The sequence below is a fragment of the Pandoraea sp. ISTKB genome, from assembly GCF_001721285.1.
Taxonomy (GTDB): domain Bacteria; phylum Pseudomonadota; class Gammaproteobacteria; order Burkholderiales; family Burkholderiaceae; genus Pandoraea; species Pandoraea capi.
Genome location: NZ_MAOS01000028.1, coordinates 1 through 19,975, shown reverse-complemented (window position 1 = coordinate 19,975; position 19,975 = coordinate 1). Strand labels below are relative to the sequence as shown.

Below are 19,975 nucleotides of genomic sequence, written 5' to 3'. Positions count from 1 at the left end.
CGTCATTACCACGTCATACGCCGGTGTCGGACGGGCCAGAAGTCTTTGCGATGCCACGGCACCGTCACCCGGCGGCTCATCATGCTCAACGCGGATCTTCATTGTCATTCCAAGGTGTCGGACGGCACGCTGTCGCCGTCCGAAGTGGCGCAGGTCGCTTTCGAGGCCGGTGTCGACCTATGGGCGCTGACGGATCACGACGAGATCGGCGGGCAACGCGAAGCACGCGTGGCTGCCGAAGCGCTGGGCATGCGCTATGTCAGCGGCGTCGAGATTTCGATTACGTGGGCGAACCGCACGGTGCACATCGTCGGATTGAATATCGATCCCGATAATCCCACGCTGATCGATGGTCTCGCGGCAACGCGCGGCGGCCGGGCAGCGCGGGCGCAACTGATGAGCGAGCAATTGGCCGCGGCCGGTATTCCCGGGGCCTATGAGGGGGCGTTGCGCTTCGTCGGCAATCCCGATTTGATTTCTCGTACGCACTTCGCACGGTTTCTGGTGGAGATCGGCAAGTGCGCGTCGGTCTCCGACGTGTTTGCGAAGTACCTTTCGGAAGGCCGTCCCGGTTATGTGCCGCATCGATGGGCCACGCTCGAAGAATCCGTCAAGTGGATTCGGGGTGCGGGCGGTATTGCGGTCGTGGCGCACCCGGGCCGGTATAAGTTCACGCCGCTAGAATTCGGGGCGCTGTTCGATCAGTTCCGTGATCTGGGTGGCGAAGCGATTGAAGTGGTCACTGGCAGTCATACGCCGGATCAGTACCGAGAGTATGCCGATGTCGCGCGTCAGTACGGCTTTCTGGCCTCGCGCGGCTCGGATTTCCATGGACCGACCGAGAGCCGCGCGCTGCTCGGCAAGTTGCCTGCGTTGCCCGACGATCTCACACCGGTCTGGAGCCGCTGGCAGTAACGCATCGACAACATGTCGCAATTCTTCCAGATTCACCCGGAAAATCCTCAGTCACGTCTCATCAAGCAAGCCGTACAGATTATCGACAAGGGCGGCATCGTGGCACTGCCGACCGATTCGAGCTATGCGATCGCTTGTCACATCGACGACAAGCATGCCGTAGAGCGCTTGCGTCGCATTCGCGGGCTCGACGAGAAGCAGATGCTTTCGTTGCTCGTGCGCGATCTGTCCGAGCTGGCTGAGTTCGCCATCGTCGACAACCGGCAGTACCGGTTGATCAAGGCCACGACGCCGGGGCCGTACGTCTTCATTCTCGAAGCGACGAAAGAAGTGCCGCGACGCCTCTCGCATCCGTCGCGAAAGACGATCGGTCTGCGCGTGCCGGAGCACGCGATCACGCTGGCGCTGCTCGAAGAACTCGGGCAGCCGTTACTGGCCACGACGTTGATTCTGCCGGATGAAACCGAGCCGCTGAACGACCCGGAGGAGATTCGCGAGCGGCTCGAAAAGCAGCTGGATCTCGTGATCGACGGCGGCGCGTGTCCCAAGGAGCCGTCGACGGTGGTCGATCTGACGGTGACGCCGCCGGAAGTGCTGCGTCGCGGTCGCGGATCGCTGGCGCCGTTCGGACTGTCCTGAGCCGATTGGGCGCGGGGAATGGGAAGCGGCGCATGCCCGCCTTCGCGGGCACCCGAATCTTTGTAAGGGAGGGTAATACTGGCGTGCAGGTCTGCTTGTTACAATAGCCGGCTATGAATGCTGACCTGATCCAGACCATTGCGGTCTACGCGCTCCCCGTCCTCTTTGCGATTACATTGCACGAGGCCGCCCACGGCTATGTCGCGAAGCACTTCGGCGATCCCACTGCGTTCCTGATGGGACGCGTGACGCTCAATCCCCTCAAGCACATCGACCCGATCGGCACGATTCTCGTGCCGTTGGCGCTCTATTTCATGACCAGCGGCGCATTCCTGTTTGGCTATGCCAAACCGGTGCCCGTGGCATTCGGCAGCCTGCGCAATCCGCGCGTCGACACGATCTGGGTCGCGCTGGCCGGGCCGCTCTGCAACTTCGTACAAGCGATTCTCTGGGCCGTGGTTGGGGTCGGACTGCAAATCGCAGGCGTTCGCGAGCCGTTCTTCATGATGATGGCGCAGGCCGGTCTCGTGGTGAACCTCGTGATGTGCATGTTCAACCTGTTCCCGGTGCCGCCGCTCGATGGCGGACGCGTGCTGGTGTCGCTGCTGCCGGCGCGCGCAGCCTATACGCTTTCGCGCGTGGAACCCTACGGCTTTTTCATCGTGATGGCGCTGGTCGTCAGCGGTGTGCTTGGCCGTGTGTGGCTCTGGCCGCTGATCCAGTGGGGGCGTGACCTGATCGTCTGGATGCTCACGCCGTTGCTGTCGCTGGTTTCCTGAAGTTTTTGCACACTACAACTAGACCATGTACCCCGAACGCGTTTTCTCCGGCATGCGACCGACCGGTCGTTTGCATCTGGGCCATTATCACGGCGTGCTCAAGAACTGGATTCAGCTCCAGTCGGAGTATCCGTGCTACTTCTGCGTGGTCGACTGGCATGCCCTCACCACGCATTACGAAACGCCGGAAGTCATCGAGCAGAACGTATGGGACGTACTGATCGACTGGCTGGCCGCAGGGATCGATCCGAATCAGGCCACGCTCTTCATCCAGAGCAAGGTGCCTGAGCATGCCGAACTGGCGTTGCTCATCGGCATGAGCACGCCGCTGGGCTGGCTCGAACGTGTGCCGACGTACAAGGAACAGATCGAGAAGCTCAAGGAAAAGGATCTGTCGACGTACGGCTTCCTGGGTTATCCGGTGCTTATGGCCGCCGACATTCTGCTGTATCGCGCGTTGCATGTGCCGGTGGGCGAGGATCAGGTGCCGCACGTCGAAATGACGCGTGAGATCGCACGCCGCTTCAACTATCTCTACGGCCGCGAAGCGGGTTTCGAAGAGAAGGCGCTGGCGGCCGCGCGCAAGCTCGGTGGCAAGCGCTCCAAGCTCTATCTGGAGTTGCGTAACGCGTATCAGGAGAAGGGCGATGACGAAGCGCTCGAACAGGCGCGCGCCATGCTCTCCGAGTCGCAATCGCTGTCGATGGGGGATCGTGAGCGCCTCTTCGGTTACCTCGAAGGTGCACGCAAGCTGATTCTGGTCGAGCCGCAGGCGCTGCTCACGCCAGCCTCGCGCATGCCCGGCCTCGACGGCCAGAAGATGTCGAAGTCTTACAACAACACCATCGGTCTGCGCGAAGACGCGGAATCGATCACCAAGAAGGTGCGCACCATGCCGACGGATCCGGCGCGCGTGCGTCGCACCGATGCGGGCGACCCCGACAAGTGCCCGGTGTGGCAACTGCATCAGGTCTACAGCGATGACGATACGCGCGAGTGGGTCCAGGCCGGGTGCCGCAGCGCTGGCATCGGTTGCATCGAATGCAAGCAGCCGGTCATCGAAGGCATTTTGCGCGAGCAACAACCGATGCTCGAACGCGCACAGAAGTACATGGATGATCCGTCGCTGCTGCGCGCCATTGTGGCCGACGGCTGCGAGAAGGCCCGTAAATCGGCGCAGGAAATCATGCGCGATGTGCGTGAGGCCATGGGGCTTCAGTACTCATGACGGGCGTTGTCGTCCCTGAGGTGATGCACGGCACCGGCGCTCCGTCGCCGTGGCTGATGCGTTGGGCGCATCTGATTGCACCGGGTACCCGTGCGCTCGATGTGGCGTGCGGGCATGGGCGTCACTCGCGCTGGCTCGCATCGCGCGGCGTGAACGTCACCGCCATCGATCGTGACGAGGCGGCGCTTGCCACGATGTCAACGCTGGCGGGCGTCACTACGGTGTCTGCGGACCTGGAAGGGGCTCCGTGGCCGTTACCTGCGGATGCGACGTTCGACGCCGTCATCGTCACAAATTATCTCCACCGACCGTTGCTCGCGCGTATTGCCGCCAGTGTGGCGCCGGGCGGTGTCCTGATTTACGAAACCTTTGCCCAAGGAAACGAAAGGTACGGGAAACCGTCCAATCCGCTGTTCCTGCTGGCGCCGGGCGAGTTGCTCGACGTGGCACGTGAGGCGGGGCTGCGGGTTGCGGGTTTCGAAGATGTCACGTTGTCGGCGCCGCGCGCGGCGTGTGTGCAGCGGCTGTGTGCGACGCGTGCGTCCACCCCCGGGGAAAACCCCGGGACTGCCGCGCTGTACGAGGCGACAGCGTAATCCGCTACAATCCACCCTTATCGCTGAATTGTTCGATCAAACATGACTACCCAAACTCCGATTCAAGGCAGTATCGTCGCGATTGTCACGCCGATGGCAGAGGACGGCAGCCTTGACCGTGAAGCACTGCGTAACCTGATCAACTGGCACGTCGACGAAGGCACGGACGGTATCGTCATCGTCGGCACGTCGGGCGAATCGCCGACGGTCAACGTCGAAGAGCACTGCGAACTCATCGAGATCGCGGTCAAGCAAACGGCGGAAGCCGGCCAGTCGCGCGGCCGCAAGGTGCACGTGATTGCCGGCACCGGCGGGAATTCGACGGCCGAGGCCATCGAGCTGACCAAGCATGCAAAGAAGGTCGGCGCCGACGCTTCGTTGCAGGTCGTGCCTTACTACAACAAGCCGACGCAGGAAGGCCAGTACCAACACTTCCGCGCCATTGCCGAAGCCGGTGAGCTTCCGGTCATCCTCTATAATGTGCCCGGCCGTACCGTGGCGGACGTCAGCAACGAAACGCTGCTGCGTCTGGCCGAAGTGCCCGGCATCATCGGCGTGAAAGACGCCACGGGCAATCTGGATCGTGGTATCGACCTGATCCGGCGCGCCCCGAAGAGCTTCGCCGTGTATAGCGGCGACGACCTGACGGCCGTTGCGCTCATGCTCATGGGCGGTCAGGGTAATATCTCGGTCACCGCCAACGTGGCACCGCGTGCGATGCACGAGCTGTGCGCGGCGGCGCTGGCCGGTGATGTGGCCAAGGCACGTGAATTGCAGTTCAAGTTGTTCGAACTGCATCGCGCCATGTTCGTCGAAGCCAATCCGATCCCCGTGAAATGGGCGCTGCAAAAGATGGGCATGATCGCGTCGGGCATCCGCCTGCCGCTCACGCCGCTGGCGCAACCGTATCAGGACACGGTGCTCAAAGCCCTCAAGTCGGCCAACATTGCTGTTGTTTAAGCTGTCGTTCAGGCACCCGGGTTCGATTGCCCACCCTTTTTTTGCGACTCATGAAACGAATCGTCAGTAATTCCGTAGCTCGTCCCGTGCTGGCATGGGCCGCTATTGCCTCGTTGGCCCTCGTTGCCGGTTGTAGCTCCCTCTCGAGCGCCCTGTCGTCCGACAAGGTCGACTACAAGAGCTCGAAGACCGGCCCCTCGCTCGACGTTCCGCCGGATCTGACGAACGTACAGGCCACCGACCGCAAGTATGTGAGCCCGGGCGGCACCGCCACGTTGTCGAACTACGAGAGTCAGCAGAAGGTCGTCGCTGCCAATCCGACCGACACGGTCTTGCCGGATGTGCCGGGCATGAAGGTCGTGCGCGACGGCAACGAGCGTTGGCTCGTGATTCAGAAGCCGGCCGGCGATCTGTGGCCGACGCTGCGCGAATTCTGGCAGGAAAACGGTTTCGTGCTGACCATCGATTCGTCGGATACCGGCGTGATGGAAACCGATTGGGCAGAGAACCGCGCCAAGCTGAATCAGGACATCATCCGCGACTTGCTCGGCAAGGTGCTCGATGGTCTGTACTCGACCGGCGAACGCGATCGTTTCCGCACGCGTGTCGAGCGTGACCCGAACGGCGGCACGGACATCTACATCACGCACCGTCGCATGGTGGAAGTGTTCACGAACTCGCAGAAGGACACGACCAAGTGGGAGCCGGCACCGAACGATCCGGGCCTCGAAGCGATCATGCTGACCAAGCTGATGCAGCGCTTCGGTGCGCAGGCCGATCAGGCCAAGGCGCAGGTGGATAACGCGAAGGCCAGCGGTCCGTCGGCGCAGGTCGTGAAGACGGCAGACGCCGCCTATCTCGACATCAACGAGCCGTTCGATCGCGCATGGCGCCGTGTGGGCGTGGCGCTCGACCGTGGCAACTTCACGGTGGACGACCGCGATCGCGCGAAGGGTCTGTACTTCGTGAGCTATGTCGATCCGGCATCGCTGGCGAAGGACAACGGGTTCTTCTACAGCCTGTTCCATGCGAAGGAAGTGCAGGACCAGAAGAAGGCCAAGAAGTACAGCGTCAACGTACAAGGTCGTGGCGACAGCCAGACGCGTGTGCAGGTGCTCGACGACAAGGGTAACGTCGACAACTCGCAGATCGCGCAAACGATCATCAGCGTGATCGGCAACCAGCTCCGTTAAGGCGGGGCGTGCGGTTCGCCAGTCTAGGCAGCGGCAGCGAAGGTAACGCCCTGCTGGTGGAGGCGTCGGAAGGCGCCTCCACGACACGCATTCTTCTCGATTGCGGTTTCTCCATGCGAGAGGTCGAGCGTCGCCTGGCGGCGCGCTCGGTCGACGTGGCGTCGCTCGATGCCATCGTCATCACGCATGAACACGCCGATCACATCGGTAGTGCACTCTCCCTCACTCGCAAGTATCGAATCCCGCTCATCATGAGCTGGGGAACGGGGCAGGCCGTCAAGGTCAGCGCTACGCTCAAGGGCGAAGGCGACGACGCGCTCGTGCGCTGGTGTCGCTCCGATGAGCGGCTGGCTGTCGGCAACCTCGAACTGCATCCCTATACCGTGCCTCACGACGCTCGCGAGCCTTTGCAGTTCGTGTTTTCCGATGGCGCACGGCGTCTTGGCGTGCTCACGGATGCCGGGTGTCCCACAGCGCATCTGATTGCCACGCTTGGCGGTTGTGACGCGTTGGTGCTCGAATGCAACCACGATCGCGAGATGCTGGCGAACAGCAAGTATCCGCCGTCACTCAAGGCGCGTATCGGTGGCACGTATGGCCATCTGGCGAACGATGCGGCGGCGCAGATTCTCGGGGCCATCGACCGCGCGAAGCTTCAACGTGTCATCTGCGCGCATCTGAGCGAGCAGAACAACACGCCTGATCTGGCGATGGCAGCGATGTCGGCGGTGATCGGGGCGGAGGCGACGGAGATTCTGGTCGCTACGCAGGCGGGGGGATTCGACTGGTTGACGTGCTAACGCTGTGTGCGACGGCCCTAACAAGGGAGTTAGGTGCCGCCAGCGCTGTGCGATACCTGCAAAACGTACAGACGTAAAAAAGCCGGTCGTAAGACCGGCTTTTTTTGCTCAACTGCCTTGCGGCAGTGAGAGCTTACTTGCTGGCAGCAGCGTCAGCAGCCGAAGCAACGGCGTCAGCAGCAGCACCAGCAGCCGAAGCGGCCGTGTCAGCAGCAGCACCAGCAGCCGAAGCAGCCGAATCAGCAGCAGCGCCAGCAGCCGAAGCGGCGTCCGAAGCAGCCGTAGCAGCCGAAGCGGCAGCGTCAGCAGCCGGAGCAGCGGCTTCTTCCTTCTTGCCGCAGGCGGTCAGGGCGATAGCCAACAACGAAGCGACGAGGAGAGACTTCTTCATGATCACGTCCTTTTATGGTAGAAGACAAGCGAATTGAATATTAGTTACGGTAATACGCTCTTGCCAGCGCAAAGCCGATTGCGAGACATTGGCAATTGAGGATTACCCTTGGTCATGCAAGCTGCTTGGCGAGAAATTATATTGGGTTTTCCCCAACGCGTCACGTCAAACTCGCGCATTTACCCCGCTTTTTTCCTTACGGCGCGCAACTTTCGCATGGCCTTCGAGTCCGCCCCGAGTTGCAGCCATCCCGAAGCGTACCAATCGTACAGAATTTCAACGATTTCTTGGTCATTTTGCTCGAAATTCGCACATTCGCTCGCATCCAGCGTACGTCGATCGGCAAGCGAGCGTAACGTTGCGCGCGCGCTGACGGGCACTTCGAGCGGTTCGCCGTTGACGTAGTATCGGTTGCGTCGATACAACAACTGCGTCTTCGCCGACAGCATCAATCCGCGTGACGACGCTTCTTGCACGAAACGACTCGTCGTGAGCGGCTTTTCGGGCGGATCGAAAAACACGTGCGACTTCGGTTCGCTCAGCCAGCGGCCGAGAAAATCCTCCACTTCCTTTTGCCCCCAGCGCACACGTTCGAGTTGCGTCACCAACGTGTCGATCATGGCATCGGGCAGTGCGGCGGGGTGTTTGACGGCAGGCTGTTTCGGGTCGGCATATCGACCGGCGAAGTGACGCGCAAACGGCAGTTCCGCTGCGTTTTCGGCGAGGTAGTACAGGAAGTTCTGGAGCATCTCCTGCTCTAGCGGCGCGCGAAATCCAATGGAGTATGTCATGCACTCGCCTTCGGCGACGCCATCGTGCGCGTAGCCCGGAGGCAGGTACAGCATGTCGCCCGGTTCCAGCACCCATTCCTCTTCGGCTTCGAAGTGTTTGAGGATGCGCAGCGGCACGTCTTCTAGCCACGTGGTGTCGCGCTGCGGCCCGATGCGCCAGCGACGCTTGCCATGCGCTTGCAGCAGAAACACGTCGTAAGAATCGAGATGTGGGCCGACACCGCCGCCGTCGGTCGCGTAGCTGATCATCACATCGTCGAGACGCGCGTCGGGAATAAAGCGAAACTGCTGCATGAGCGCGTCGACCGCCGGTGCGTGCAGGTTCACGCCCTGCACGAGCAGCGTCCACTGCTTGCGGGTGAGCGGCGGCAAGTCGTCGGCGTCGAACGGGCCGTGTTCGAGTTGCCAGCGCTTGCGGGCGTGGCTGATCAGGCGCGATTCCACATCGTCCTGTGCCGCGAGCGCGAACAGCGCTTCGCGCGAGAGCGGCGCGGTGAAGTCGGGAATGGCTTGCCGGATGAGCAGCGGGCGTTTGTGCCAGTAGCGCTTCATGAACGCGTCGGCAGCAAGGCCGCCGAGGAGCGATGAAGGTGCCGTTTGGGGCGGGTTGTCGCGCTTGGGCGATGTCTTGCGAGAGGTCGTCATGCGTAATCGATGTAATCGATACAGCCACTGCCGGGGCGCTGTCATACGGCTGCGCGTATAATGCGGGCTGTTTTTCGGAGAGTTTGATGAAGATCGAAAAGAATACCGTCGTCTCGGTGACTTATAAGTTGTCGGACGCTCAGGGCAACCTGATCGAAGAAAGCGGCGCCGAGCCGATGGTTTATCTGCACGGCGGCTATGATGGCACGTTCCCCAAGATCGAGGAAGCGCTCGACGGGCAGGACGTAGGCTTTGAAACGCAACTGCAACTGGAACCGACGGACGCCTTTGGCGACTACGATTCCGAGCTGATCAAGATCGAAGAGCGTGGCCGTTTCCCGGAACCGCTCGAAGTCGGCATGCAGTTCGAAGGCACGCCGGAAGATGGCGACGAAGAAGCCGACACCTTCATCTACACGGTGACGGACGTTGCCGAAGACAAGGTCGTGCTCGACGGCAACCACCCGCTCGCGGGTATGGCACTGCGCTTCGAACTGAAGGTGACGGACGTGCGTCAGGCCACGGAAGAGGAAATCGAGCACCAGCATGCGCACGGCGCATCGGGTCTCGAGATCGTCGACGAGGACGAAGACGACGCCCCGACGCTGCACTGATGCGTCTCACGCGGCACGTCGGATGACGTGTCGCGAAGCGTAGCAGGACAGTAGGACCATGAACGCCAGTCAGGCGCATCGTGACATGACGATGCGCCTGACTGGCGTTTGTGTTTTGTGTTTGCCCTTTTTGCCCTCAACCGCGTGATTCGAATGCCGGTGTAGTCCGCGGCTTTACGACAGACTCGATACGCCTATTTGCCGCGTGTCGGGGCGTGCGACGCGGCGCTTGGCAGGAGTGCCGGGCCGATCGGCATCACGCCCTGATTCGGATCCGAGCTGACTGCGGGGCTGTTGGTGGAGAGTCCCGATGCCGGATAGAGGGCGGAATAGGGCGCAGCCGACATCGTAGGCGTGGCTTGTGGCGCAGACGCTGAGGTGCCCGCTGCGCCCGTCGGGACGTTCGATGTGAGGCTCGATGCGGAGGCCGCGCTCCCGGGGCGAGGGCCGTTGACTGCCGGTGCCGTCGGACTGTTTGCTGGCAGTGTCGCGCTTTCGAAGCTGAACAACTGCGACTTCCTGGGATCGACGGTTACGCGAACCCATCGGTTTGCGGTGGGCGATCCGTAGGTACTCAACTGCGTGAACGACTTCACCGGTGCGCCATGCGCATCATGCAGCGGTTGCGTGTGATGCATCGTCTTGCCGCTGTCGATCAGCAGAATCGGTGCCTTGAAGCGCGCGGCAAGTCGCTGCAATTGCGTGCGGAAATCCTTGTAGCCGTCGACGCCGCGACGTCCGTTACGGTCCGAGAAGATGCCCTTTAGTCCGCCGCTGCGCATGGGTTCGAACTCAGGATCGGCCTGCGCGACGATGACCATGCCGATGGCGTCTTTCTGCTGCGCGTAGACGAGTGCGTGCTGCAACCACACACGCGTGGCAATCACGCGGTCCTCGAATTCGCCGTTACGGCCGCCGGCGGATCGGTAGTTATTGTTGTTACCCGGCAGATTGACGCCGACGAAGACCACGCCGCGATAGAACCATCGAACGTTCTCGTGATACTGGCGAAAGCGCGCCATGTCGCTTTGCCGTGTGAGATCGAACTGTGCGTAGCCGACCGGTCCCGGGCCGAGCAGGGCGTCGTCGTCGAAGGCGTGATCTCTCAGATAGTCGAGTCGCTCCACGGGGTTGTAGCTGCCGTCCGACGCCCGCTCGCAATCCGCCCAGTCGTTCGCGCCGGGCACGTAGATCATCGGCTTGGGGGAACTGGCGAGCAGACTCAGACGCTGGGTGATGAGATCGTCGCGGCACGATTCACCAACGTTCTTGAGATTGCCTGCGTGGACCACGAATGCCGCATCGCTGTCGCCGATGCTCGCCAGCACACTGCGCGCGACCGGAACTTCGGTGCTGTTGAACGGCGTGTTGCCGAGCACGGCGAACTCGAACGGCGGCGGCTTCGCCGGTGCCTTGGGCTGCGATTTCGCGGCCGCCTTTGCCGTGGGTTTTGCGCTTGCCGGGGAGCCGAACGCCTGCGTGGCCGCGATCGCCAGCGCAAGCGTCACGCTGCACGCGATCAGCAGACCGGTGCGAGCGCTGGCCGGGGCTGGCGCAGAGCGATGGCGATGCAGGCGACGCAAGCTTGGCATTGGCGTGACGTCAGTCGTTCGTGCGGCCGCTCAACAGGCCTCGCAGTTCGTAGAGGAGATCCAGCGCTTCACGCGGACGCAGGTCGTCCGGATCGATCTGCGCCAGACGCGCCAGTGTCGCTTCGGCCGCCGGATCGAGTGCTGCGGTACGATCGTCGCCCCCGCTAATCGCGGAAGCTGCACCGGCATTGTCCGAATTCTCGGTCTCGCCATCGAACGCATCGAATGTATCGACGGCCGCGCGCGGGGCGAAGAGATCGAGTTGCGGTGCCGCAGGATCGAGCGCCTGTTGTTCAAGCAAGGCGAGATGCTTGCGTGCCGCGCGAATGACCGGCATCGGCACCCCCGCGAGTTGCGCGACCTGCAAACCGTAGCTCTGGCTGGCCGGGCCGTCCTGCACGGCGTGCAGAAACACGATGCCTTCGCCGTGTTCGACCGCAGACAAGTGGACGTTCGCGCATTGCGGGAATTCGTCGGGCAACTGCGTGAGTTCGAAGTAGTGCGTGGCGAACAGCGTATAGCAGCGGTTGTGGCCCAGCAGATGGCGGGCGATGGCCCATGCCAGCGCGAGGCCGTCGAACGTCGACGTGCCGCGCCCGATCTCGTCCATCAGCACGAGACTCTGATCGGTGGCCGTATGCAGGATCGCTGCCGATTCGGTCATCTCGACCATGAATGTCGAGCGTCCGCCGGCGAGGTCGTCCGAGGCGCCGATGCGCGTGAAGATCGCGTCGAGCGGTCCGAGTCGCACCGACTCGGCAGGCACGTAGCAGCCGACGTAAGCGAGCAGGGCGATCAGCGCCGTCTGGCGCATGAACGTCGACTTACCGCCCATGTTCGGGCCGGTGATGAGCAGCAAGCGGCGCGGGTCGCCCAGCGAGCAGTCGTTGGCGATAAAACGCTCGACCTGCTGTTCGACGACCGGGTGGCGGCCCTGACGGATGTCGACCACGCGGTCCTGCACCAGTTCGGGCTTCACCCAGCCGAGCGTTTCGGCGCGTTCGGCCAGTGAGGCCAGCACGTCGAGCTGAGCGAGCGCCTGCGCGATACGCTTGAACTCGGTAATGTGCGGCAGCAGCGATTGCAGCAGCGCGTCGTACAACATCTTTTCACGCGCGAGCGAGCGTTCCTGGGCAGACAGCGCCTTGTCCTCGAACGTCTTCAGTTCCGGCGTGATGTAGCGCTCGGCGTTCTTCAGCGTCTGGCGGCGGCGATAGTCGTCCGGCACCTTGTCGGTCTGGCCGCGCGTGACTTCGATGTAGAAGCCGTGCACCTTGTTGAACTCGACCCGCAGATTGTTGATGCCGGTGCGTGCGCGTTCGCGCGTTTCCAGATCGACGAGGAACTGACCGCAGTTCTCGGAGATGTCGCGCAATTCGTCGAGTTCAGCGTCGTGGCCACGCGCGATGACGCCGCCGTCGCGCACCATGGCTGCGGGTTCCTCGGCAACGGCGCCGGTGAGCAGGGCGAGGGCGTCGTCGGGAATCGCGAGATCCTCGTGCAGGATCGCCAGCAGCGGTGAGCTCGACTCGACGGCGCGCAGCGTGGTGTGCAGTTCGGGCAGGCGGCGCAGTGCGTCGCGCAGGCTCGACAGGTCGCGCGGACGTGCCGTCAGCAAGGCCAGTCGCGCCGTAATGCGTTCCACGTCGGCCACGTGACGCAGCTCGGTGTTGAGCGCGCGCCAGGCGCCAGGGCCTTCGAGCAGTGTGGCAATCGCCAGTTGGCGCGACTGCGGGACTTCCTGGTCGCGCATCGGATGGTGCAGCCAGTGACGCATCAGGCGGCTGCCCATCGTCGTGCCGCAGGTGTCGAGCAGCGAGAGAAGCGTGGGCGATTCGGTGCCGCGCAGCGTCTCGGTCAGTTCGAGGTTGCGACGCGTTGCGGCGTCGAGGCCAATATAGGCAGCTTCCCGCTCTACATTCAGACTTTGCACATGGCGCAGCGATTGGCCTTGGGTGGCCGCGGCGTACTGCAAGAGCGCACCGGCCGCGCCCAGCGCCGGATCGAGCCCGTCACACCCGAAAGCGGTCAGGCTGGCCACGCCGAGCTGGTCGCGCAGACGCTGCGTGCCGGCCGCCATGTCGAAGTGCCAGTCGGGCACGCGCGTGGTGGTGCCCAGCGAGAACCCGGCGAAGGCTTCGACCGCGCTGTCGGGCAAGAGCGTTTCGGCCGGGCGGATGCGTTCGAGTTCGCGCGGCAGTTTGTCTGCGGCGACTTCCATCAGGCGCAACTCGCCGCTCGCGAGCGAGAGCCATGCCAGCCCCGCGACGCGTTCACTGGCGCGTCGTGCGGGCGGCATCTGGACGGCGAGAAGGTACTGGTCGACCTTGTCGCTGAGCAGGGCGGCGTCGGTCAGCGTGCCGGGCGTCACGATACGAACGACTTTGCGCTCGACGGGGCCTTTCGAGGTGGCCGGGTCACCGATCTGTTCGCAGATGGCGACGGATTCGCCAAGCTTGACCAGTTTGGCGAGGTATTGCTCCACGGCGTGATGCGGCACACCGGCCATGCGGATCGGCTGACCGCCGGACTGACCACGCGCGGTCAGCGTGAGGTCGAGCAGGCGCGCAGCCTTGGCGGCGTCGTCGTGGAACAGCTCGTAGAAGTCGCCCATGCGATAGAAGACGAGCATGTTCGGATGCTCGGCCTTGATGCGGGTGTACTGCTGCATCATCGGCGTCATGGCCGGAGCCGCGGCGTTCGCGGAATTCGTGGGCGCAATCTTCGATGCGGTCGATGCAGTCGATGCGTCGGGGGCGGGTGTCGCTTGGGTGCTCGTCATGAATGAATTCGGGTCGGGCGAGTCGGGTCACGATGCATGCGGGCAAATCGTCGGTCGGATGCGTCTCGCGGCGGGCGGCAATAGGGCCGGCGGCTGGCGCTGCATCGAATCGTCGATCGGGCGGTTCGCACCATCGTGGCGCGTTGGATGCGCAATTTTACGACGGGTTCGACATCCTCCGTTACTCAATCCCTATCGATACCACGCAGATACCACGCAGATGTCACACATCGATGTCGGTGAGTCGGTTACACGAAGGGGCCGAGTTTTTCTCAAGTTTCCCGAAAACGTGCCGTTTTGGGTGGTAAGCTCTCGCAAAAATAAGCAAAAGCAAGACAAAAGCTACTCTCGTTCGGGCCAGTATGGTGAAGTCGTTGAAGGGACGGGTCGCAGCGGCGACGGCACTCGTCTCGATGATATTGATCGTCGGATTGGCCGTCGGGATCGAGTTCTTCGTCTATGGCGAGTTGCGAAGCGCGATGCAGGCGCAGCTCGACACGCACGTCAAACTTGCCGCCGACCAGCTCGACGACAAGTTGCGCTCCAAATTTCTCGTGCTCCACCGCATGGCGGGCAACATTGGCGATCCGAACGCCATGACGAGCGCGCAGTTCGAGGCATTCGTCAAACTCTCGGTGTCGATGCCCGAGACATTCAATACGTTGTTCGTGGCTGCGCCCGACGGGCACATGCTCTACGACTCGACGTTCCCCGACACGCCCATCAATATCGCCGATCGCGACTACTTCCGGCAGTTGCTCGCCGGCGCGCCGCAGGCGGCGTCCAACGTGATTGCCGGCAAGATCACGCGCTCGCCGGGTGTCGTGCTTGCCGTGCCCGTGACAAACGCGCAGGGCAAGGTCATTGCCGTCGTGGGCGGCGCGATCAACTTGCTGCGGCAGAACTTCATCGTCGATCTGGCGAGCAATCGTGTCGGCGAGACCGGGCGTTATTGCCTCATCTCGAACGAAAATCCACCGAGGTACGTGATTCAGGTCGACGTTGCGAAGATTCTGACGGCCGTCGGGCCATCGCAGACGTTGTGTGGCGTGCGCGACGGCGATTCGAACGACATCGTGCATATGCTGCCGCTGGTGGCCCGCGCACCGATGGCGACGACGGGGTGGTTCGTCGTGGCGGTCCTGCCGGGTGCGGAGGCGTTCAGCCCGATCTCGCGCGTGCGACGTCAGGTGTTCCTGCTGGCGATTGTCGCCATCGGGATCGCCGCGCTCGTGATGTGGTGGGTGACGCGTCGTTTGCTGCGTCCGCTCGACACACTGCGCGACCTCGTGGAGCGCAGCGCAGGCGACATGCGCGCCGTGCAGTCACTGCCGGTGCAACGTGCAGACGAGATCGGCGCGCTCGCGAATACCTTCCGCTCCATGATGCAGCAACTGAGCGACCGGACCGAGGCGCTGGAGATCTCGCGCGAGGCCGCGCGCGCGAACGTGCGGCGCATGCAGGAGGTCGCGGATCGGGTGCCGTATCTTGTGGCGTTCCTCGATGGGGGTGAGCGATTCGCCTTCGTGAACCGGGCGTGCGAGGTGCGGTTGCGGCGTCCTCGCGAACGCATTCTGGGTGCCACGGCGCGCGAGTTGCTCGGACCGTCGCTGTATCGCGAATTCGCACCACATCTGGCGCGTGCGCTCGCGGGCGAAGCGGCGACGTTCGTGTGGGACTTCGGTGAAGATGCGTCGTATCGATGCTTCGAAGTGAGCTATCAACCGGAGTGGGCCTCGCATAACGTGCTGGCCGGGGTGCACGTGTTCGTGCGCGATATTTCGGTGGAGCGCTCGAACGAACGGCGCTGGCGGCGTGAGTCGCATACGGATCACCTCACGGGATTGCTCAACCGCAAAGGCTTCGATCAGGCGTTGTCGGGCGCGGTGCGCCGGGCGCGCGAGGGGGCGGGCGCGCAAGCACTGCTGTTCGTCGATCTGGATCGATTCAAGGTCGTCAACGATACCTGGGGGCATGCGCTGGGCGATGAACTCCTGCGGCGTCTGGCCAAGCGTCTGATCGCGAATGTGCGTGAAGGCGATGTGATTGCCCGCTTCGGGGGCGACGAGTTTGCCGTGATCATGCGCGACGTCCAGGATTTGCTCGACGTCGAGCGCGCGGCGATGGCGATTCTCGATGCGGCGTCGCGACCGATGATGCTCTCGGTGGGCGAGGTCTCGGTCGGCGCATGTGTTGGCGTGGCCATCGTGCCGAGCGGCGAGGACAGGACGTCCGACATGCTGTTCGAAGCGGCCGATCGCGCCCTGTACGACGCCAAGCACGGCGGACGCGGGCGCTTCGTTCTCAGCCGGGATAACGCGACCGGCACTTCCGGCCGCATTCGGTAAGCGCCATCGAAAGGTAAGCGGGCACTCACCGGGGCGGCATGGCGTCGCGGTGACGTGTTCCCATCTGACGGCGCCGGCGACCGGTGTCGCCTCTCGCGCGTTAGCCGCAGGCAATCGAAAGTGCGGCGGCGATCATCTTCCCTGAAGTTACGAACACAAATTGTCTGACGCACAATGAGCGACGCCCGTCGTTGGCGATGCACAGGCTGTCCGACATCGCCGATGGTTCGGGTGGTGGGAAGTCTTCTCAGAGGAGGCGGGCATGAAACTTGAAGGCGGACGAGGCCGTGCGGGCACGCGGGCGGCTTCCGACGCAGGGTGGTGCGACGGGGCGCGCCGTGATTTGCCGCGAGCATCGCATCGGCGGCCGCAAACGCGGTCGAGAACCGATGTACGTGACGACGAGGCGCGACATCTCAGCCTGTCGGTGCGTGAAAATGAAGTGTTTCATATGCTGGTCGACGGCCTGGCCGTCAATGAGGTCGCCCATGCGTTGCATCTGAACGGACGCACGGTCGAGTCTCACGTCGCGCACATTCTGCACAAGCTCGCGCTGGGCGATAGCGCGGAACTGATCGGCTACGCCGTGCGGCACGGGCTGATCGACGAAGAGGGCGAGGGCGTCGCCTAAGGGATGCAGGCGCAGGACAAGCCCTCAGATTGCTAGTCAACCCGGCGCGTCGCGAACGTTCCCCGATGAGCGTTGCGGCGCGCCAGTCACATCTCCTGTTGCGACGCCGTCTTGCCGTCGTCTTGCGGTTTCCCCGAAGGGTTTTCATGTCGGCGCATCGTCGTGCCGCCGTGCGTTATCGAGCGCCGCGTTCGCGTTGCGCGAAAGTGCCGGTCTGACGGCGTCCCGAAAATGCGGAATGTTCTCGTCGAGGGGCGCGACCCGCATTGACAGCCGACGCGATTGCGCAGTCGGTGATAAGGTACCGGCTCGACATTATTTATACGGATGGTGCGTGCTCGCACGTCGCCATCGCATCCCATGACGATGAGCGGCGCCGCACCCACGCGGCGGCGCTCCGAGAACCGAGGACAGACACGATGAAGGCCATCGAGATCACCCAGTACGGCGCCCCCGAAGTGCTCAAGCTCACCGAGCGACCACGCCCCGAACTCAAGCCGGGCGAAGTGCTCATCAAGGTGAGCGCCGCAGGGGTGAATCGTCCGGACGTGCTCCAGCGCATCGGGCAGTATCCGGTGCCGCCCGGCGCGTCGGATCTGCCGGGGCTGGAAGTCGCGGGTGAGATCGTGGACGGTGCGCTTGATGGCGCCGACAACCGCTGGGGCCTGAAGGTCGGCTCGCGGGTGTGCGCGTTGGTGCAGGGTGGCGGTTACGCGGAGTACTGCGCCGCGCCGCTCGCGCAAGTGTTGCCGGTGCCGGAGGGGCTGTCGGATGTCGAGGCGGCGTCGTTGCCCGAAACGTTCTTCACCGTGTGGAGCAATGTGTTCGATCGCGCACGTCTTGGCGAAACGGAAGCGGGGGAGAAGGAAACGCTGCTGGTACAGGGCGGCACGAGCGGTATCGGCGTGACGGCCATCCAGTTGGCCGTGGCGCTCGGTCATCGCGTGTTCGCGACGGCGGGGTCCGACGATAAGGCGCGCGCCTGCGAAAAGCTGGGTGCTGAGCGTGGTATCAACTACAAGACCGAGGATTTCGTCGCCGTGACGAAGGAACTCACCAAGGATCGCGGCGTGGACGTCGTGCTCGACATGGTGGGCGGCGACTATCTGCCGCGCGAAGTGCAGGCGCTGGCCTTCGACGGTCGCATCGCGATCATCGCGCTACTCGGCGGCAGCAAGGCGACGCTGGACATGGGCGCGTTGCTGCGTCGCCGTCTGACGGTGACGGGCTCGACGCTGCGCCCGCGCTCGGTGGCGTTCAAGGCGGCGATCGCCCAGAACCTGCACGACAAGGTGTGGCCGTTGTTCGCGGCGGGCAAGATTCGTCCGGTGATTTATCAGACGTTTCCGGCCGAACAGGCAGACAAGGCCCACGCATTGATGGAAACGAGCACGCACGTCGGCAAGATCGTGCTGACCTGGTAAGCGCGTTTGTCGTGATTTGTCGGGTGAAACCGCATCAAGATCCCAATTGATGCGGTTTTGCTCGATGGAAAGCCGTCGAAATTGACCCCCATGCCCCGGACGCACTAGAATGAGAGGTTTTTCGTCCATACGCATTGGGGGATAAGGCGTGACAACTGGTACCGCAGCTTCGGCTCGCACCATTAGCCGCAAGGCTGGCAAGCTCGTCGTGGGCAATTGGAAACTGCACGGCAGTCTGGCCGGCAATGAGGCGCTGCTGGGCGACCTGCTGGCTTCGCCTGTGCTGAGCGCACCGGGCGTGACTGCGGCCGTTTGTGTGCCGTTCCCCTATCTCGCACAATGCCAGACCCGCCTCTCGGGGCAGGTGCTCGGCTTCGGCGCGCAAGATGTGTCGGCGCAGGTGAGTGGTGCCTTCACGGGTGAAGTGGCTGCGCAGATGATCGCCGAGTTCGGCGCGCGCTTTGTGATCGTGGGGCATTCGGAGCGCCGCGCGTATCACGGCGAGACCGATGCGAGCGTCGCCGCGAAGACGTTGCGCGTGCTCGACGCCGGCATGACGCCGATCGTGTGCATCGGTGAAACGCTGGCAGAGCGCGAGGCAGGCGAGACGATGGCCGTGGTGTCGCGTCAGCTTGAAACCGTGCTGGCGGCATTGACGCTCGAGCAGGCCGTGCAGATCGTGGTCGCTTACGAGCCGGTCTGGGCGATCGGCACCGGCAAGACGGCAACGTCGGCGCAAGCACAGGAAGTGCATGCACATCTGCGTTCGTTGCTGCGTGCAAAGGGCGAAGCGGTAACTGATGTGGCGGTGTTGTACGGCGGCAGTGTGAAGCCGGATAACGCGGCCGAGCTGTTCTCGATGGCGGACGTCGATGGTGGTCTGATCGGCGGTGCGGCACTGAAGGCAGTCGATTTTCTGGCGATTTGCGAGGCGGGTCTGTCGCGCTGACGTCGATGCCGTTCGTTGTAACGGCGTGAAATAAGTCATGACGCGGTGCATCAATTTGCGCTGTTGTCTGGACGAATTGGATTCTTCTCTACGGGTGATCAGATGGGGTTGTTGAAAACGTTGTTGATCGTGGTGCAGGTGCTTTCCGCGCTGGGCATCATCGGTCTGGTGTTGTTGCAGCATGGCAAGGGCGCCGACATGGGCGCGGCATTCGGCAGCGGTTCGTCGGGTAGCCTCTTCGGCGCATCGGGTTCTGCCAACTTCCTCTCGCGTACCACGGCTGTATTGGCTGCCGTGTTCTTCGTGACCACGCTGGGCCTCACTTATCTCGGTTCGTACAAGCCGGCGGCAAACATCGGTGTCCTTGGTAATTTGCCTGCGGCGACGGCACCGGCAACGGCCTCCGCGCCGGCTGCGGCAAGTGCTCCGGCACCGGCATCGGCAGCGAATCCGCAAGACGTGCCGAAGTAATTCGCAGTACGTTTGTGACACGTAATACGTTGTAAAGAAAGTTGAAAAAAAATCGATTTGTGCATTGAACAAAATGCCGAAGAGCGCTACTATAGCGGTCTTGAAGCGATTCGTAAGTGACAGCGGATTGCAGACTATGAATGCCGACGTGGTGAAATTGGTAGACACGCTATCTTGAGGGGGTAGTGGCGAAAGCTGTGCGAGTTCGAGTCTCGCCGTCGGCACCA

Annotated in this window: 18 protein-coding genes and 1 tRNA gene; 15 read left to right on the top strand and 4 right to left on the bottom strand. The window is 62.9% G+C overall.

Features of this window, described 5'->3' with window-relative positions; translation table 11 throughout:
* The first annotated feature begins 81 nt into the window (after positions 1 to 81).
* From A9762_RS08775 to A9762_RS08740, 8 genes are all read left to right on the top strand, one after another.
* On the top strand, positions 82 to 915 hold the full coding sequence (locus A9762_RS08775) for a 3',5'-nucleoside bisphosphate phosphatase (RefSeq protein ID WP_069341662.1): 834 nt from the start codon (positions 82 to 84) through the stop codon (positions 913 to 915).
* A gap of 12 nt (positions 916 to 927) precedes the next feature.
* The gene (locus tag A9762_RS08770; RefSeq protein WP_069341661.1) at positions 928 to 1,554 is read left to right on the top strand and encodes an L-threonylcarbamoyladenylate synthase; all 627 of its coding nucleotides are present in this window, start codon (positions 928 to 930) and stop codon (positions 1,552 to 1,554) included.
* A gap of 113 nt (positions 1,555 to 1,667) precedes the next feature.
* A complete protein-coding gene (locus tag A9762_RS08765) occupies positions 1,668 to 2,333 on the top strand; it encodes a site-2 protease family protein (RefSeq protein WP_069341660.1) in 666 nt (221 codons plus the stop codon).
* A gap of 25 nt (positions 2,334 to 2,358) precedes the next feature.
* Positions 2,359 to 3,561 carry a tryptophan--tRNA ligase gene (locus tag A9762_RS08760; protein ID WP_069341659.1) on the top strand — a complete coding sequence of 401 codons (1,203 nt, stop codon included), beginning with the start codon at positions 2,359 to 2,361 and terminating at the stop codon, positions 3,559 to 3,561.
* Complete coding sequence (locus A9762_RS08755; RefSeq protein ID WP_069341658.1) at positions 3,558 to 4,157, top strand: bifunctional 2-polyprenyl-6-hydroxyphenol methylase/3-demethylubiquinol 3-O-methyltransferase UbiG; 600 nt, start codon at positions 3,558 to 3,560, stop codon at positions 4,155 to 4,157. The genes A9762_RS08760 and A9762_RS08755 overlap by 4 nt, the downstream gene beginning before the upstream one ends.
* Before the next feature lie 42 nt (positions 4,158 to 4,199).
* The gene (gene dapA, locus A9762_RS08750) at positions 4,200 to 5,117 is read left to right on the top strand and encodes a 4-hydroxy-tetrahydrodipicolinate synthase (protein WP_069341657.1); all 918 of its coding nucleotides are present in this window, start codon (positions 4,200 to 4,202) and stop codon (positions 5,115 to 5,117) included.
* A gap of 50 nt (positions 5,118 to 5,167) precedes the next feature.
* Positions 5,168 to 6,310 carry an outer membrane protein assembly factor BamC gene (gene bamC / locus A9762_RS08745; RefSeq protein WP_069341656.1) on the top strand — a complete coding sequence of 381 codons (1,143 nt, stop codon included), beginning with the start codon at positions 5,168 to 5,170 and terminating at the stop codon, positions 6,308 to 6,310.
* Positions 6,311 to 6,318: 8 nt separating this feature from the next.
* Positions 6,319 to 7,110 (top strand): MBL fold metallo-hydrolase, encoded by a 792-nt coding sequence (locus A9762_RS08740; RefSeq protein WP_069341655.1) that lies wholly within the window; start codon positions 6,319 to 6,321, stop codon positions 7,108 to 7,110.
* Between the two features lie 133 nt (positions 7,111 to 7,243).
* Here the strand turns inward: A9762_RS08740 and A9762_RS28890 are convergent, their stop codons facing one another.
* Together A9762_RS28890 and A9762_RS08735 are read right to left on the bottom strand one after the other, a co-directional pair.
* Positions 7,244 to 7,501, bottom strand: coding sequence for a hypothetical protein (locus A9762_RS28890; RefSeq protein ID WP_072617452.1), 258 nt, complete (start codon positions 7,499 to 7,501; stop codon positions 7,244 to 7,246).
* A gap of 179 nt (positions 7,502 to 7,680) precedes the next feature.
* Positions 7,681 to 8,937: a cupin domain-containing protein gene (locus A9762_RS08735; RefSeq protein WP_240493489.1), complete on the bottom strand. Its 1,257-nt coding sequence runs from the start codon at positions 8,935 to 8,937 to the stop codon at positions 7,681 to 7,683.
* Between the two features lie 86 nt (positions 8,938 to 9,023).
* On the opposite strand from A9762_RS08735, the gene A9762_RS08730 reads away from it, so the two are divergent.
* Positions 9,024 to 9,551: a peptidylprolyl isomerase gene (locus tag A9762_RS08730; RefSeq protein WP_069341654.1), complete on the top strand. Its 528-nt coding sequence runs from the start codon at positions 9,024 to 9,026 to the stop codon at positions 9,549 to 9,551.
* Positions 9,552 to 9,745: 194 nt separating this feature from the next.
* Here the strand turns inward: A9762_RS08730 and A9762_RS08725 are convergent, their stop codons facing one another.
* Both A9762_RS08725 and mutS read right to left on the bottom strand, forming a co-directional pair.
* The gene (locus A9762_RS08725) at positions 9,746 to 11,143 is read right to left on the bottom strand and encodes a hypothetical protein (protein WP_069341653.1); all 1,398 of its coding nucleotides are present in this window, start codon (positions 11,141 to 11,143) and stop codon (positions 9,746 to 9,748) included.
* A gap of 10 nt (positions 11,144 to 11,153) precedes the next feature.
* Complete coding sequence (gene mutS, locus A9762_RS08720; protein WP_069341883.1) at positions 11,154 to 13,826, bottom strand: DNA mismatch repair protein MutS; 2,673 nt, start codon at positions 13,824 to 13,826, stop codon at positions 11,154 to 11,156.
* Between the two features lie 461 nt (positions 13,827 to 14,287).
* Here mutS and A9762_RS08715 point away from each other — a divergent pair, with 461 nt between their 5' ends.
* The 6 genes from A9762_RS08715 (at position 14,288) to A9762_RS08690 (ending at position 19,975) form a co-directional block, all read left to right on the top strand.
* Complete coding sequence (locus A9762_RS08715; RefSeq protein ID WP_069341652.1) at positions 14,288 to 16,273, top strand: diguanylate cyclase domain-containing protein; 1,986 nt, start codon at positions 14,288 to 14,290, stop codon at positions 16,271 to 16,273.
* 262 nt (positions 16,274 to 16,535) lie between these two features.
* On the top strand, positions 16,536 to 16,904 hold the full coding sequence (locus A9762_RS29295; RefSeq protein WP_083253765.1) for a response regulator transcription factor: 369 nt from the start codon (positions 16,536 to 16,538) through the stop codon (positions 16,902 to 16,904).
* Between the two features lie 419 nt (positions 16,905 to 17,323).
* Positions 17,324 to 18,328 (top strand): NAD(P)H-quinone oxidoreductase, encoded by a 1,005-nt coding sequence (locus tag A9762_RS08705; protein ID WP_069341650.1) that lies wholly within the window; start codon positions 17,324 to 17,326, stop codon positions 18,326 to 18,328.
* A 181-nt stretch (positions 18,329 to 18,509) separates the two neighbouring features.
* Positions 18,510 to 19,277 (top strand): triose-phosphate isomerase, encoded by a 768-nt coding sequence (gene tpiA, locus A9762_RS08700; RefSeq protein WP_069341882.1) that lies wholly within the window; start codon positions 18,510 to 18,512, stop codon positions 19,275 to 19,277.
* Between the two features lie 102 nt (positions 19,278 to 19,379).
* Positions 19,380 to 19,748 carry a preprotein translocase subunit SecG gene (gene secG, locus A9762_RS08695; protein WP_069341649.1) on the top strand — a complete coding sequence of 123 codons (369 nt, stop codon included), beginning with the start codon at positions 19,380 to 19,382 and terminating at the stop codon, positions 19,746 to 19,748.
* Between the two features lie 142 nt (positions 19,749 to 19,890).
* Positions 19,891 to 19,975: transfer RNA gene (locus A9762_RS08690), tRNA-Leu, on the top strand.

What these genes read in the sequence shown, in the direction of transcription:
- A9762_RS08760 (WP_069341659.1), top strand. Translation starts at nt 2,359, where the DNA reads ATGTACCCCGAACGCGTTTTCTCCGGCATGCGACCGACCGGTCGTTTG.
- mutS (WP_069341883.1), bottom strand. Translation starts at nt 13,826, where the DNA reads ATGACGCCGATGATGCAGCAGTACACCCGCATCAAGGCCGAGCATCCG.
- A9762_RS08755 (WP_069341658.1), top strand. Translation starts at nt 3,558, where the DNA reads ATGACGGGCGTTGTCGTCCCTGAGGTGATGCACGGCACCGGCGCTCCG.
- A9762_RS29295 (WP_083253765.1), top strand. Translation starts at nt 16,536, where the DNA reads ATGAAACTTGAAGGCGGACGAGGCCGTGCGGGCACGCGGGCGGCTTCC.
- A9762_RS28890 (WP_072617452.1), bottom strand. Translation starts at nt 7,501, where the DNA reads ATGAAGAAGTCTCTCCTCGTCGCTTCGTTGTTGGCTATCGCCCTGACC.
- dapA (WP_069341657.1), top strand. Translation starts at nt 4,200, where the DNA reads ATGACTACCCAAACTCCGATTCAAGGCAGTATCGTCGCGATTGTCACG.
- A9762_RS08705 (WP_069341650.1), top strand. Translation starts at nt 17,324, where the DNA reads ATGAAGGCCATCGAGATCACCCAGTACGGCGCCCCCGAAGTGCTCAAG.
- A9762_RS08725 (WP_069341653.1), bottom strand. Translation starts at nt 11,143, where the DNA reads ATGCCAAGCTTGCGTCGCCTGCATCGCCATCGCTCTGCGCCAGCCCCG.
- A9762_RS08730 (WP_069341654.1), top strand. Translation starts at nt 9,024, where the DNA reads ATGAAGATCGAAAAGAATACCGTCGTCTCGGTGACTTATAAGTTGTCG.
- A9762_RS08715 (WP_069341652.1), top strand. Translation starts at nt 14,288, where the DNA reads ATGGTGAAGTCGTTGAAGGGACGGGTCGCAGCGGCGACGGCACTCGTC.
- secG (WP_069341649.1), top strand. Translation starts at nt 19,380, where the DNA reads ATGGGGTTGTTGAAAACGTTGTTGATCGTGGTGCAGGTGCTTTCCGCG.
- A9762_RS08775 (WP_069341662.1), top strand. Translation starts at nt 82, where the DNA reads ATGCTCAACGCGGATCTTCATTGTCATTCCAAGGTGTCGGACGGCACG.
- A9762_RS08770 (WP_069341661.1), top strand. Translation starts at nt 928, where the DNA reads ATGTCGCAATTCTTCCAGATTCACCCGGAAAATCCTCAGTCACGTCTC.
- A9762_RS08765 (WP_069341660.1), top strand. Translation starts at nt 1,668, where the DNA reads ATGAATGCTGACCTGATCCAGACCATTGCGGTCTACGCGCTCCCCGTC.
- A9762_RS08735 (WP_240493489.1), bottom strand. Translation starts at nt 8,937, where the DNA reads ATGACGACCTCTCGCAAGACATCGCCCAAGCGCGACAACCCGCCCCAA.
- bamC (WP_069341656.1), top strand. Translation starts at nt 5,168, where the DNA reads ATGAAACGAATCGTCAGTAATTCCGTAGCTCGTCCCGTGCTGGCATGG.